This window comes from Actinomarinicola tropica, assembly GCF_009650215.1.
GTDB lineage: Bacteria > Actinomycetota > Acidimicrobiia > Acidimicrobiales > SKKL01 > Actinomarinicola > Actinomarinicola tropica.
On the sequence record NZ_CP045851.1, the window covers coordinates 3,421,056 to 3,435,219 of the forward strand.

Sequence of the window (14,164 nt, forward strand, 5' to 3'; positions counted from 1 at the left end):
TCCGGCCGTGATCGCCACCAGCGTCTCGGGACTCGACATCACCGCAGCGGACCAGCTGACCGTGCTCGGGCTCGTCGCGGTGGCCGCGGTGCTCGGCGCGGCTCTGGGCGCGGAGCGGGAGATGGCGAACAAGGCCGCCGGCGTACGCACCCACATGCTGGTCGCCACAGGTGCCGCTCTGGTCGTCGGCGTCGGCGACCTGTTGATCCACGTCGACGACGGCACCGGCGATCCGAGCCGGACCCTCCACGGCGTCATCACCGGGCTGGGCTTCCTCGGCGCCGGGGCGATCGTGCGCCACCGCGACGCCACCGTCGAGGGGCTGACGACCGCGGCGTCCCTGTGGTTCGCCGGCGCGGTGGGCGCCGGCGCCGGACTCGGGGTGCCGATCCTCGCCGCCGGCGTGACGGTGATCGGTCTGGTGGTGCTGCGGGTGGTCGGACGCGTCGAGGCCCGGTGGATCGAGGCCGATCAGGGACGACGACCGACCCCGGGCCAGGAACCGGCGGACGGCGCCGTCGTCGACGAGGGCCCCGACGACGGCGGGAACCCGTCGGTCTAGGGAGCGTCCGCGGGGTCGCCGGCGTCGGACTCGTGCGGCGGGACCACCACGACGGCGCGGTGCGCGTGGTGCACGACGTGGCCCGAGACCGAGCCGAGGAGCATCCGGCCGAAGAAGCCTCGACCTCGGGAGCCGATGACGACGAGGTCGGCGTCGAGCTCGTTGCCGGCGATGACGATCTCGGTGGCCGGGTCGCCCCACACCACCTTCAGCTCGGTGTGGGCGGGGAGGCCGACGGCGTCGCGGGTCTCGGCCAGGGCCTTCAGCGCCTCGTCGCGGATCTCGTCGGTGGCCTCCGGGTCGTCGACCGGGCTGACGACCATCACGTCGGGGGCGACGAGGCCGCCGCTCGCCAGCGGCGCGCTCGGGGGGACGGCGACGTTCAGGAGCACGACCCGCCGGTCCTCGAGCGGGAGGTGCTCGGCGGCCCACTGCACCGCTCGGCGTGACGCCTCGGAGTGGTCATCGGCGATCAGGATGAGGTCCACGTTCGGCCTTCCTCGGGCTCGGTGCGTCGCGGTTCGACCCGTTCAGCATGGCACTGCGCCCGGCCGCGGCGGCGCACGGGTCGGGAGGTCATCGCCGTGGGCGTACGATGGCGCCGCCCGGGGGCGTAGCTCAGTTGGCAGAGCGGCGGCTTTGCAAGCCGTAGGTCGTGGGTTCGATTCCCATCGCCTCCACCAGGTGCCCGTCGCGTCCGCCGGGGCGTCGCCCGACGAGCACCCGTCAGGCCGGGATGGGGCGCGTGGCACGTGCCTCGCCGAGGACCTCGGACCACCAGCGCAGCTCCGCCAGCGCCCCGTCGAGCGCGCGGCCGGATGCGTCCGACGCCGTGTAGCCGCCTGAGGCATCGAGGTTCGCCCACGGTGCGACGAGTGACACCGTGCGGCGAGTCGCGACGACGTGCAGCTCGGCGAGCACACCGCGGAGGTGCTCGACGGCGGCGTGGCCCCCGTGAGCGCCGTACGAGACGATCGTGGCGGGCTTGAACATCCACTCCCGGTAGTGCCAGTCGATCAGGCGCTTCAGCGATGCGGGATAGGAGTGGTTGTACTCGGGCGTGACGAACACGAACGCCGCTGCGGCGTCGATGCGGTCCGCGACCTGGCTACGGGGTCCACCCCCGGGCTGGAGGAGGGCATCGTCGGGCAGCTCGACGTCGGAGAGGTCCATGAGGTCGACATCGACGTCGCGTGCGACGAGAGCCGCGCAGACCCACTTCGCGATGCTCGGACTCACCCGATCCTCGCGAACGCTGGAGGACACGACGACGAACGGCCCCGGGCGGCGTGGGCCGTGGCCGGGGTGGTGGGACGGAACGGATGTCGTGGTGTGCATGCTCGGAGCGTGCAGCTTCAACATATGTTGAGGTCAAGGGGGCTCCGACGTAGCGTCGGTGCATGGCACTCACCGACGCAACCTCGGCCCGTCCCCACAGGGAGGGCATCGCCCCGGACGGCGCGACGGTCAGCGAGGTCGCCGCCGCCAGCGGCGTGGCGCCCTCTGCCGTCCGCTTCTACGAGCAGCACGGGCTCATCCACGCCGTGCGCACCGCAGGGAACCAGCGACGGTTCGATCCCTCGGCGGTGTGTCGGATCCAAGTGGCCAAGCTCGCCCAGCGCGTGGGGCTCACGGTCCGCGAGATCGCCGAGCTCTTCTCCGACCTGCCAGGTGATCCCGGTCCAGAGGAGTGGGGCCGCGTCGCCGATCGGCTCTGCGTCGAGGCCCAGCAGCGCGTCGACGACCTGCGCGAGCGGCTCGAGGCCCTCGCCTCCGGAGAGAGGCTCTGCGACCTCGGTGCCGCGCTGAGCGGATGACCGGCGGGAGGCGCCCTTGACTTCAACATAGGTGGAGGGACGACCGTGGCGGCATGACGGAACCGACCACGACAGCAGGACCGACGATCACCGAAGCGTTCACCGCGTGGATGGCGCGCCAGCCAGCCGGTGTCCGCCCCGAGGTGATCGCAGAACTGAGCCGAGAGGCGACGATCCTCGGTCTGGGAACGAGCACACGGGAGGGACGAGAGGTGCTCGACGCCGTCGTCACGACCACGATGCGCGTCGTCGCCGAGGGCTTCGCCACCATCGCCCTGGTGGACCACCCTCGTGTCGTCGCGGCCTACGACCGCTACATCCACGGAGACGACGTCGACGTCGAGCACGCCCTCTCCCAGGCATGGGGGCCGTGGCGCACGAGGGAGATGGAGGAGGTGCTCGAGCGGCTGCGGTCCCACAACCTCGCGACACCCGACGCCGCAGTCCGGATGATCGGGATCGGGCCCGCCCGTGCGCTCCCTGCGGACAACGACGAGATCGTCCGCCTGCTCGCACGGGTCGACCGGAACGCCGCAGCCCGGGTCGAGGAGCTGCTGGACGTCATCCGGGTCGTGCACGACAGCGGGGAGCACGTCCTCCGGGCGCGCGGCACCCACCCCGGCACGCCGTTCGTCGAACTGGCACGCGCGGCGCGCGCCGAGGCGGCGCGCGTGCCGGCCGGCCCGGAGCGGCAGAAGGCCCTCGAGCTGCTCGACGGCGTGGTCGAGTTGCACGCCAACGCCATCGGCGTGGGATTCGACGCGGAACGGGAGGAGCGGCAGGCAGCCCAACGCCTTCTCGACCACCGGCGCAGGACCGGGGAGCGCATCGTGCTGTGGGAGGGGAGCAGCCACGTGGCCGCCGCCCCCGGCCCGAGCATCGGGTCGCACCTCCGCGACGCACCGGGCGAGCGGTACACGGCGGTCCACGTGACGTTCGGAAGCGGCCGGATCCCGGACGCCACCATCCCCGCGCCGCAGGTCGGTTCCCTGGAGTCGCACCTGGTCGCGGCCGGCGGCGAGCGCACGATCGATCTCGGCGTGGCGCGGACCGCCACGGCCGCCGCGTTCGACCGCACCTGGTCCACCCGGATCGTCTCGGGCATGTACGACCCGGCCCGGGACAGCGCCCACTACCTCGAGGTCCCGTCCCTGCCCGACAGCTTCGATGCGCTGATCCACGTTCCGACGATCAGCCCGGTGCACCCGCTGCCGCCCGCTCGCCGCGATCCCGCCTGACGACGGAGTCCGGCTCACGCCGACCGTCCCGACGTGGGTCGGGACGGCGGCGCCGATAGCGTCTCGGTGGTCATGTACGAGGTGATCCGACCGATCGCAACCGGCCACCAGGGGACCGTGCACCTGGCGCGCCGCGACGACGGCGAGCTGGTCGCCCTGAAGCGCCTCGCCCTCGTCGGCGACCCCGCGCAGCGGGAGGTCGCCCGCCGGCGGCTGCGGCGCGAGGCGGAGCTGCTCCGCCGAGCCGAGGTGGACGGCGTCGTCCCGCTGCTCGACGTGGTCGAGGAGGACGGCGACCTCGTGCTCGTCATGCCGCACCTCGCGGGTGGATCCCTCCACGACCTGGTGCACGCCCACGGCCCGGTGCCGCCCGAGCGGTTCGCGGCCCTCGCCACGCCGCTGCTGCGCACGCTCGCCGCGGTGCACCGCAAGGGCGTGCTCCACCGCGACGTCAAGCCGAGCAACGTCTTGTTCCACGCCTCCGGCGGACGCCCGTGGCTGGCTGACTTCGGCATCGCCACGGCGCGCGACGTCACCGAGGGGCTGAGCGCCGCCGGCCACCTCCTCGGTACGCCCTCGTTCATCGCCCCCGAGCGGGCGCGGGGCGAGGCCGCCACCCCGGCGAGCGACGTGTACTCGCTCGGGGCGACGCTGCGCTTCGCGCTCACCGGCATGCCCCCGCACGGCGTGGGCGACGTCGTGAGCATCGTCGCCCGAGCCGCCGCCGGGCGCATCGAGCCGCTCCCACCCGGCACCCACCCCCACCTGGTGCAGCTCCTCGACCGCATGTGCGCGCTCGATCCGGCGGACCGCCCGACCGCGGCGGCGCTCGTCGCCGGGCCGGACGGCACGGCGGTCGGCCTCGCCGGCGTCGGATCGCCGACCACCACCGACGACGGCCCCGGCGGTCGGCGCCGCCCGCTCCGACGGGCGCTGGCCGCGGCCGGCGCGGCGGCCCTGCTGCTCCTCGGCGTGGCCGTAGGAGTCCTCGCCGCCGACCGGATCGACAGCGACGGACGCGCCGACGCCGCCGCCGGGACCCTCGGCGACCTCGTCGACCCGACCACCACCACGGCACCGGAGCCGACGACGACCACCACGGCGTGCGTCGACCTGCCCTACCAGGGGTGCGACGACGCGGCGCCCGCGCCGGGGACCGACGGCGAGGCGTGCCTCGATGGGCGGTTCGACCACGACGAGGACCCGGCCAACGGCTGCGAGGCCGAGGGCGACGACATCGACGACGCCGAGGTGCGCTCGGGCTCGATCCAGGGCACGATCATCCCCGTGGGTGACGGCGACAAGCTCCTCCTCCCGGTCTCCGATCGCTGGCAGTTCCTCTGCGACGGGCGCCTCACGCTCACCCTCACCGCGCCCGAGGGCCTCGACCTCGAGATGCGGGTGTTCGACCGGGGCGACGAGATCGCCCTGCTCGAGGTGGCGGGCGGCGACGACGACCGCGTGCGGCTCTCCGAGCCCTCGTGCGCGAACAACGACACGACCACGCTCGAGGTCGTGATCCGTGGCACCGACGGGCGATCGAGCGACCCCTGGACCCTCGAACGATCGGGCTCGTGGTGATCCCTTCCGACCCCTTCGCACCCCTCCGCGACCCCGCCCCGCTCGGGCGGCGCGTCGCCGCACGGGCCGTCGACATCGCCGCGGTGGCCGTGTGGGTGTGGGCGGCGTCGATCGCCCACATCCTGTACTTCATCCCTCGCTTCTCCCAGGACCTCGACCCCGCGCCGTGGGGTCGGGCGTTCCTGTTCCTCGTCACCTTCGTGGTGTTCTACGTGGCCTACGAGGTGCTGTTCACCAGCCGGACCGGCTCCACGCCCGGCAAGGACCTCATGCGCCTGCAGGTCCTCGACGCCCACTCGGGTGGGCTCCCCTCGCCGGGGCAGGCCGTCCGGCGGGCGCTGCCCCTCGCGCTCGTGTGGCTCGTCCCGGGGGCCTGGCCCGCCGTCCCCCTCACCGCGGCGCTCGCCGCGCCGGGGGCGCGTGGCACCGGACGTGGCGTGCACGACGTGCTCAGCGGCACGCGCGTCGTCCTCGTCCCCGAGGAGGAGCCCGAGCCGGGCACGACGATCGAGGACGCCCGGGCCCAGCGTCGTCGCGACTTCACCCCGCGCTTCGTCAACCCGCTCCAGCTCGTGCCGTCGCAGATGCTGCACCACCCCTGGCTCCAGCGCCGCCGCGACGGCGACGAGCCCGGCGGCGGGCGCTAAGGCCTGCCGGCACCCACGCCGCTGTCGCTGCCGGACGACCCGGCGCCGCGACGCAGGAAGGCCACGAACTCCTCGGCCGGCACCGGCCGCGAGAAGTGGAAGCCCTGCCCGTACTCGCAGCCGAGACGGCGCAGCGACGCGAGCTGCTCGTCGGTCTCGATGCCCTCGGCGACCGTCGTCGTGCCGAGGCCGTGGGCCAGGTCGATGATCGTGCGGACCACGCCGCTGTTCGCGTCGCCGGGCCCGTCGAGCCGGTCGACGAACGAGCGGTCGATCTTGATGACGTCGACGGGGAAGCGCTGGATGTAGCCGAGCGACGAGTAGCCGGTGCCGAAGTCGTCGACGGCGAGCATGATGCCGCTCTCGCGCAGCGCGACGAGCCGCTCGCGCAGCTCGGCCGCGTCGTCCATGACGAGGCTCTCGGTGATCTCCAGCGTGAGCCGCTCCGGCTCGAGGTCGGTCCGGTGCAGGACCTGCCCGACGTCCTCGACGATCGTCGGCGTGTCGAGCTGGCGGACCGACAGGTTGACGCTCATCTTCAGCTCGGCCGCCTGCGGGTGCGCGTCGGTCCAGGACCGCAGCTGGGTGCAGGCCTCGGTGAGCACCCACTTGCCGAGCGGGACGATGAGGCCCGTCTCCTCGGCGAGGGGGATGAACGTCGACGGCGGCAGCAGCCCCCGCTCGGGGTGATCCCAGCGCACCAGCGCCTCGCAACCGATGACGTCGCCCGTCGCCAGGTCGACGATCGGCTGGTAGTAGAGGGCGAGCCCGCCGTTCTGGATCGCGGACGACAGGGCGGACCGCAGCTCCAGCCGCTCGAACGCGCTGGAGTGCACCTCGGCCTGGAAGATCTCGTAGCGGCCCTTTCCCCGCTCCTTGGCCAGGTAGACGGCGACGTCGGCGCTGCGCAGGAGGACCTCGCCGGTGGAGCTGCGGCTGGGGTCGATGGCCACGCCGATCGAGGCGGTGACCGAGATCTCCCGCCCCTCGACCGAGAACGGCTGGGCGATGGCGGCGAGGATCCGGTCGGCGACGGCGAAGATCTCGGACTCGCCGTAGGTGTCCTCGAGCAGCACGGCGAAGTCGTCGCCGCCGAGGCGCGCCGCGGTGTCCGACACCCGCAGGCAGGCGCGCAGCCGCTCGGCGACCGCGATGAGGAGCTGGTCGCCGACGTGGTGGCCGAGCGAGTCGTTGACCTCCTTGAAGTCGTCGACGTCGACGAAGAGGACGGCCACCTGGTCGAGCCGGGCCTCGGTGCGGGCGAGAGCGCGGCCGAGGCGGCTGTTGAACATCACGCGGTTGCCGAGCCCGGTGAGCTCGTCGTGGAGCGTCTTGTGCTCGAGGTCCTGCTCGAGCGCTCGGCGGACGGTGACGTCGCGGACGTTCAGCACGATGCCCTGGACCGCGGCCTCCGAGCGCATGTCGGAGATCGTGACGTCGACGTTGCGCCAGGCGCCGTCGCGGTCCCGCAGCCGCATCTCGAGGGTGAGCTGCTCGAACGATCGCGGGGTGAGCGAGTCGACGAGCTTCATGGCCCGGGTGACCTCGTCGGCGGGGAGGAGGCGCATGACGTTGGTGCCGACCAGCGAGTCGGCGTCGAACCCGAGCATCGGACCGATGGCCGGGCTGACGTAGCTGAAGAACGCCTGCTCGTCGATGACCGCGACGACATCGGAGCTGTTCTGGACGAGGGCGCGGAAGCGGGCCTCGGAGCGGGCCAGCCGCTGCTCGGCGGCGTGGCGATCGGTGATGTCGCGGGCGGTGAGGACGACGCCGCCGATCTCCGGCTCGTCGCTGAGGTCGCGGGCCCGCAGCTCGAACCACCGGTAGGTGCCGTCGGCGTGGAGGAGCCGGATCTCGCTCGGGTCGTCGTCGAGCGCCGTGCCCCGTGCCATGCGGAGCAGCGCGTCGAACGCGTCGCGGTCGTCCTCGTGGACGAGCTCGAGCGGGAGCGGGCCGAGCAGGGACTCCTCGTCGCGGCCGAGCAGCCGCTCGACGACGGGGCTGGCGAAGATGCAGGCCCGCGACTGGTCGAGGACGAGGATGAGGTCGGAGCTGTTCTCGACGAGGGCCCGGAACCGCCGCTCGCTCTTCTCGCGGTGGAGGTGCTCGGTGAGGGCCGCGCTCTCGATCGCGAAGGAGACCTCGGTGCCGAGGGCCTCGATGGCACGCAGGACCCGCGGCTCGAGCGGGCGGGGCGTCGTCACGACGATGGCGCCCCGCACCTCGGCCTGCGTGACGAGCGGGAGGATGAACGTGCAGCGCGCCCCGTCGCTCGACTCGCCGTCGGGGAGGTCGACCGGCTCGCTGTCGAGCAGCGTCATGGGCGAGCGGCGGTCGAGCGCGGCGAGGAGGACGCCGTCGTGGCGGTCGAGCGGGTCGTCGGTCTCCAGGGCGAGGTCGGCCCGGTGGCCGGTGGAGGCGACGACCTGCGACACGCCGTCGTCGACCCTGATGATCGACGCCCGCCCCCCGTCGAGCCCACCGGCCAGCGCGGCGACCGCCTCCAGCGTGACCCGGTTGGTCTCGTCGATGTTGCGGGCGGTGACGAGCTGGAGGCCGGCGAAGCGCAGCTGGCGCTCCCGCACCGCCGTCCGCTCCCGGGCCCACACGAGCGAGGAGAGCCGGGCGAGGACGAGGACCGACACGACGAGCGACCCGACGACGAGCAGCGGGAGGTCGTCGTCGCGCCCGCTGTCGGAGGTCTGGGCGATGCCGCTGACGAGCACGATGGCCGGGGCGAGGAACAGGGCGAGGGCGAGCAGCGTGACGCGGCTCCACGTCAGCCGGATCTCCATGTCGACGGGGTCGGCGATGCGGGTCCGGGTGGGGTGCATCGCCGCGGCGCCGAGGAGGACGTAGATCGGCAGGGCGGCGAGGAGGAACAGCCCGCCCTCGGTGCGATCGAGCGTGTCGAACGTCGCGATGACGTCGGCGACGGCGACGAGGACGACGGCGGAGGCGAGCATGTAGAAGCTCGGCGTGCGCGCCCCGGGACCGACCGCCAGTCGAGCGGTGAGCACCACGACGAGCAGCACGAACCCGAAGTACACGAGGTTCAGGACCTGAGCGGCGGCCCCCACCTCGGGATCGGAGACGTAGTCGCCGATCACGAGCACCCAGATGAGGATGCCGAGTCCGGCGCCGAGGATGAGCGAATCGATGAGGTTGTCGCGGTCGGGCTCGGTCCGGCGCGAGACGGTCAGCTCGTTGACCCCGAGGGTCAGGAAGATGTAGCCGGCGATCGAGAAGACGTCACCGACCGACGGGAAGGGGTCGGTCGTGTCGGTGAGCGCCCCTTGGGCGATCTGGACGAGCGGGGCGAGCAGGAACGACGCGCCGGCGAAGGCGATCAGCCGCCACGAGTGGGCGGCGAGCCCCTTCTCGCGCACGCTGACGCGGATGCCGGCGCTGACGGCGATCCACCCCGCCACCTGGACGACGGCGCCGCGGGCCTCGGCCGGCAGCCAGAACGCGACGATGCAGGCGACGAGTCCTCCGAGGAGGTACTGGGCCCAGCGCTCGCGCAGCACCTGGTCCCTGTCGGCCGCTCCGGGCCCGGTGTGAACCAGCTGCGAACGTCGCGGCCGGGCGGTGGGCTCCGACCGCTCGGTCACTCAGCCCTCCGAACCCACCGGCGCCCCGGTCCACGGCACGGCGTCGAACACCGCGACGACGAGCGCGCAGGCCGCCGGCCCCTCGCAGACCGTGGTCGACAGGCGCATGTGGACGTCGCCGAACTCGACGTCGCGCGAGCGGGTGAGCGAGTCGAGGCTGTCGCGGATGTGGGTCTCCACCTCCTCGACCGTATGCCCTTCGTGCTCGACGAACAGGCCACGACCGGTGACCGGCTCCTGGACCCAGCCGATGCCCGCCGCGAGGCGGTCGTGCAGGTTCGACGTGCGGGCCTCGGCCATGACGACGTAGAGGCGGTCGCCCCAGCCGCCGGGGGCGGCCACCGGACCGTCGGGTTCGGTGATGACCGAGGCGGGCGGGATGACCGAGCTGAGCCGGATCAGGTTGCGGTCGGCGACCCCGGCGTCGACGAGCGCGGCGTCGAACGCCGCGAGCTCGTTCGGGCCCGATCCCACGCCGGGGACGACGGGGATCTCCAGCCGGACCTGCTGCTCGGCGACCGCGGGGTCGATGGGGGACGCGCCAGGGGAGGGCTCACCCACGTCCGCTCACCTGCGGGGCCTGCTCGGCGGCGGACGGCGCGGCCTCCTCGGCGGCCTGCGCTGCGACGGTGGCGTCGCGCAGGTCGATCTCGGCCGGCGCCTCGCGCAGGCCGTAGGTCGGGTACGCGTAGTACGCCTGGACGTCGACCTGCTCGGTGTCGAAGTGGCAGAGGGGGCGCGCGACCTCGGCGATCAGCTTCGGGAGCTGGACCTCCTCGATGTTGTGCCGGCAGCAGTCGAACGCCGCGACGGCGTGGTGGCTGGCCGTGTAGCGCACGGTCTCGCGCAGCATCCGGTAGGCCCACAGCCCGCCACGCACCGTGGGACTGACCAGCAGCGCGCCGTAGTAGTGGATCGCGCCGCGTGCCGCCTGCTCGGGGTACTGGCGGCGCCAGAACTCGGGGCTGATCCAGGGGACGGTGTCGAGGTCGGTGTTGATGACCGCCATGGCGACGGGCTGCTCGCGCCGGTCCCACCCCACGAACTTGAGCACCGACTCGAGCTCCATCTCCTCGCGGAACTCGTCGTCGGTGAGGGCCTGACGGCTCGCGGCCAGACCCTGGAGGGGGTCGAAGGCGGCCCTGTAGAGCTCGAGGAACCGCTCCGTGGTCGGTTCGTCGATGACGTTCTCGATGGTGACCCGCATGTCACTCAGTCCTTGTCGTGCACGACCGACGCGGCCGCGCGCGGCTCGGGTCGTCGTGCTGTGTTCGGTGTGTGGCGATTCCCGAGTAGGCCGGTCAGCCTACGGGTTGGGCGGAGGTCGGCCAATGACCGCCGTCACCGCTGGGAGGTGACGTGACCGACGACCGTCCCCCAGGGCATCGGCACGACGCCCCGGGCACTTGACCGACGGGCGATCAGGCGTACAGCTCGCCGATCTCGTCGGCGTAGCGGGCGTGGACGCCACGCCGCTTCAGCTTGGACGTCGGGGTGAGCAGCTCGGAGTCGGGCAGCCACTCCTCGCCGAGGATCCGCACCTTCTTCACCCGCTCGGCGTTGTTGAACTCCTCCATCACCTCCGCCACCCCGCGCTCGACCTCGGCGACGACGTCGGGGTGGTCGGCGAGGGCCTGCAGGTCGTCGGCGTCCTCGATGCCGTGCTGGCGGGCCCACACCGGGGCCACGTCAGGATCGAGCACGACGAGGGCGGAGACGAACGGGCGCTGGTCGCCGATGACGCACGCCTGGCCGACGAGGGGCACGAGCTTCAGCGCCGCTTCGAGGTTGGCGGGGCTGATGTTCTTGCCGCCCGCGGTGATGATGAGCTCCTTCTTGCGATCGACGATGCGCAGGTACCCGTCGTCGTCGATCTCGCCGATGTCGCCGGTGTGCAGCCAGCCGTCCTGGAGGGCGAAGGCGGTGGCGTCGGCGTTGTCGAGGTAGCCCGCGAAGATGTTGCCGCCCCGGCAGATCACCTCGCCGTCCTCGGCCAGGCGCACGTCGCAGCCGGCGATGGCGGGGCCGACGGTGCCCGCCTTCACCCGCGTCGGCGTGAAGGTCATCGGCCCGGAGCTCTCGGACAGGCCGTAGATCTCCGACAGCGGCACACCGATGGCCCGGAACCACCCGAGCAGCTCGGCGGGGATGGGGGCGGCGCCGGTGATCGCCAGGTCGAGCTGGTCGAGGCCGACCAGCTGGCGGACCTGGGAGAACGCGACCTCGTCGAGGAAGTTCCAGGTGGCGACCTCCTCCTCGGTGGCCGTCCCCCAGTCGATCTTCTCGACGATCGGCCGGGCCGCGGCGACGGCCTCCTCGAACTTCTGGCCCTTCTCGGGGTCGGCGGCCAGCGCGGCCGTCACCCCGGCGTAGATCTTCTCCCAGACCCGGGGCACGCCGAACATGACGTTCGGGCGCACCTCGCCCGCGTAGGCCGCCACCTGGGAGGGGTCGGGGCAGCAGCTGACCTCGAAGCCGAGCATCGCCTGCTGGTAGTGCGAGGTGACCCGCTCGGCGATGTGGGCCATCGGCAGGTACGAGACGAGGCGCTTGCCGACGTACTCGCCGAGCTGGATGGTCTCCCTCAGCGACTCGACGGTCCAGCAGATGTTGCGGTGCGTGAGCATGACGCCCTTGGGCGGGCCCGTCGTGCCCGAGGTGTAGATGATCGTCGCCAGGTCGTCGGGCTGGCAGGCCGCGGCGGCGGCCTCGAGGTCGCAGGGGTCGTGGCCGAGGAGGTCCTCGTAGCGGAGCAGGTCGTCCCGGCCGGCGGGCGGGTGGATGGCGATGATCGACCGCAGGGCGGGCAGGTCGTCGCGGACGGCGTCGAACCGGGCGAGGAAGCCCTCGTCCTCGACGACGGCCAGGCAGGCACCGGAGTGCTCGGTGAGGTAGCGCACCTGGTCGGCCGAGGAGGAGTTGTAGATCGAGATCGGCGTCGCCCCGACGAAGTAGGCGGCCATGTCGAGGACGTGGAACTCGGGGATGTTGCGCACCATGAGGACGATGCGGTCGCCCGGCCCGACGCCGAGGTCGGCGTAGGCCGCGGCGACGCGTGCCGTGCGGTCGAGGTAGTCGGAAAAGGTCCACTCGTGCCAGCCGTCGTCGTCCTTCCAGCGCAGCGCGGTGCGGTCGGCGAGCGAGCGAGCGGTCTCGACGAAGCGGGAGCCGATCGTCGCGCCCTCCACGCGGCGGTGGAGCTCCTCGTCGGTGATCGTGGACACGTTCGTCGTCTCGGACACGGTGGGCGCTCCTCGTCTGGCGGGCTGGCCGCTGTACGGCGTCCGGTACATGGTGACACGCGCCACTCGGGGCGGGACCCGCAGGTTGCCGAGGGACTCGCCGGGTGGGAGGATCAGTGTCCTCAAATGGGTCCGACCCACGCCCGACCAAGGAGCTCACCGTGCCCAACGCCGTGATCGTCGACGCCGTCCGCACCGCCGGAGGCAAGCGCAACGGGAAGCTGTCCGGCTGGCACCCCGCCGACCTCGCCGCCGAGGTGCTCACCGCCCTCGCCGAGCGCAACGGCCTCGATCCGGCACAGGTCGACGACGTGATCATGGGCTGCGTCATGCAGGTGGGCGCCCAGTCCCTGAACGTCGGCCGCAACGCCGTGCTCGGCGCCGGCTGGCCCGAGACCGTCCCCGCCACCACCATCGACCGCCAGTGCGGCTCGTCCCAGCAGTCGGCGCACTTCGCCGCCCAGGGCGTGATGGCCGGGGCCTACGACATCGTCGTCGCCGCCGGCGTCGAGGTGATGAGCCTCGTCCCCATGGGGGCCTCCATCGGCCAGGGCACCGGCTTCCCGTTCGGCCCCCGCGTCAACGAGCGCTACGAGCCCCAGGGAGGCCTCGTCTCCCAGGGCATCGGCGCCGAGATGATCGCCGACAAGTGGGGCCTCTCCCGCGAGGACCTCGACGCCTACGGCGCCCAGTCGCAGCAGCGCGCCGCCCGGGCCACCGCCGAGGGCCGGTTCGACAACGAGATCGTCCCCGTCGCCGAGAAGCGCCTCGACCGCGAGACCGGCAACGTCGTCGAGACCGGCGAGATGGTCACCGCCGACGAGGGCATCCGCCCCGACACCACGGCGGAGTCCCTCGCCAAGCTGAAGCCGGCGTTCAAGGAGGACGGCAAGATCACCGCCGGCAACTCCTCCCAGATCACCGACGGCGCCTCGGCGGCGCTCATCATGACCGAGGAGAAGGCGAAGCAGCTCGGGCTCACGCCCCGGGCCCGCTTCCACTCGTTCTCGGTCGTCGGCGCCGACCCGATCACGATGCTCACCGGTCCGATCCCCGCCACGCACAAGGTGCTCGAGCGCGGCGGGCTCACGATGGCCGACATCGACGTCACCGAGATCAACGAGGCCTTCGCGTCGGTCGTGCTCGCCTGGGAGAAGGAGCTGCACCCCGACATGGAGAAGGTGAACCCGAACGGCGGCGCGATCGCCCTCGGCCACCCGCTCGGCTGCTCGGGCACCAAGCTGCTCGCCACGCTGCTCAACGAGCTCGAGCGCACCGGCGGCCGCTACGGCCTCCAGACCATGTGCGAGGGCGGCGGCCTGGCCAACGCCACCGTCATCGAGCGCCTGGGCTGACCCGCTCCGCCCCGCCCGCGTCGACCCCGCCAACCCGCCGCCACGATCGCCCCCCACCTCATACGCGCCGAATCGACGCCGAATCGGCGCGTATGGGAGAGCGGG

Annotated in this window: 12 protein-coding genes and 1 tRNA gene; 7 read left to right on the forward strand and 6 right to left on the reverse strand. The window is 72.6% G+C overall.

The features are described 5' to 3' along the window. Nucleotides 1–7: 7 nt before the first annotated feature. Nucleotides 8–562: an MgtC/SapB family protein gene (locus GH723_RS16820; protein ID WP_229022900.1), complete on the forward strand. Its 555-nt coding sequence runs from the start codon at nt 8–10 to the stop codon at nt 560–562. On the opposite strand, the gene GH723_RS16825 is transcribed toward GH723_RS16820, so the two are convergent. Further along, nucleotides 559–1,050 carry a universal stress protein gene (locus GH723_RS16825; RefSeq protein WP_153760730.1) on the reverse strand — a complete coding sequence of 164 codons (492 nt, stop codon included), beginning with the start codon at nt 1,048–1,050 and terminating at the stop codon, nt 559–561. The genes GH723_RS16820 and GH723_RS16825 overlap by 4 nt on opposite strands. Before the next feature lie 119 nt (nt 1,051–1,169). On the opposite strand from GH723_RS16825, the gene GH723_RS16830 reads away from it, so the two are divergent. Further along, nucleotides 1,170–1,245 (forward strand) — tRNA-Ala (locus GH723_RS16830). A 43-nt stretch (nt 1,246–1,288) separates the two neighbouring features. Here GH723_RS16830 and GH723_RS16835 read toward each other — a convergent pair. After that, nucleotides 1,289–1,900: an NADPH-dependent FMN reductase gene (locus tag GH723_RS16835; protein ID WP_153760731.1), complete on the reverse strand. Its 612-nt coding sequence runs from the start codon at nt 1,898–1,900 to the stop codon at nt 1,289–1,291. A gap of 62 nt (nt 1,901–1,962) precedes the next feature. On the opposite strand from GH723_RS16835, the gene GH723_RS16840 reads away from it, so the two are divergent. From GH723_RS16840 to GH723_RS16855, 4 genes are all read left to right on the forward strand, one after another. Continuing rightward, nucleotides 1,963–2,379: a MerR family transcriptional regulator gene (locus tag GH723_RS16840; protein ID WP_153760732.1), complete on the forward strand. Its 417-nt coding sequence runs from the start codon at nt 1,963–1,965 to the stop codon at nt 2,377–2,379. A gap of 53 nt (nt 2,380–2,432) precedes the next feature. Continuing rightward, nucleotides 2,433–3,617 carry an erythromycin esterase family protein gene (locus tag GH723_RS16845; RefSeq protein WP_153760733.1) on the forward strand — a complete coding sequence of 395 codons (1,185 nt, stop codon included), beginning with the start codon at nt 2,433–2,435 and terminating at the stop codon, nt 3,615–3,617. Between the two features lie 72 nt (nt 3,618–3,689). Then, complete coding sequence (locus GH723_RS16850; protein ID WP_153760734.1) at nt 3,690–5,198, forward strand: serine/threonine-protein kinase; 1,509 nt, start codon at nt 3,690–3,692, stop codon at nt 5,196–5,198. Then, nucleotides 5,192–5,845: an RDD family protein gene (locus GH723_RS16855; protein WP_195210388.1), complete on the forward strand. Its 654-nt coding sequence runs from the start codon at nt 5,192–5,194 to the stop codon at nt 5,843–5,845. Before GH723_RS16850 ends, GH723_RS16855 begins: the two co-directional genes overlap by 7 nt. Here the strand turns inward: GH723_RS16855 and GH723_RS16860 are convergent. From GH723_RS16860 to GH723_RS16875, 4 genes are all read right to left on the reverse strand, one after another. Beyond that, complete coding sequence (locus GH723_RS16860; RefSeq protein WP_153760736.1) at nt 5,842–9,462, reverse strand: EAL domain-containing protein; 3,621 nt, start codon at nt 9,460–9,462, stop codon at nt 5,842–5,844. The two genes, GH723_RS16855 and GH723_RS16860, sit on opposite strands and share 4 nt — an antisense overlap. Then, nucleotides 9,463–10,023 (reverse strand): pyruvoyl-dependent arginine decarboxylase, encoded by a 561-nt coding sequence (locus GH723_RS16865; RefSeq protein WP_153760737.1) that lies wholly within the window; start codon nt 10,021–10,023, stop codon nt 9,463–9,465. It lies immediately after the preceding gene. Then, the gene (locus GH723_RS16870) at nt 10,016–10,669 is read right to left on the reverse strand and encodes a hypothetical protein (RefSeq protein ID WP_153760738.1); all 654 of its coding nucleotides are present in this window, start codon (nt 10,667–10,669) and stop codon (nt 10,016–10,018) included. The genes GH723_RS16865 and GH723_RS16870 overlap by 8 nt, the downstream gene beginning before the upstream one ends. Nucleotides 10,670–10,883: 214 nt before the next feature. Further along, entirely contained in the window at nt 10,884–12,704 is a 1,821-nt protein-coding gene (locus tag GH723_RS16875; RefSeq protein WP_229022902.1) for an AMP-dependent synthetase/ligase, read from the reverse strand. A gap of 161 nt (nt 12,705–12,865) precedes the next feature. On the opposite strand from GH723_RS16875, the gene GH723_RS16880 reads away from it, so the two are divergent. Next, complete coding sequence (locus tag GH723_RS16880; RefSeq protein ID WP_153760739.1) at nt 12,866–14,059, forward strand: thiolase family protein; 1,194 nt, start codon at nt 12,866–12,868, stop codon at nt 14,057–14,059. Nucleotides 14,060–14,164: the final 105 nt, after the last annotated feature.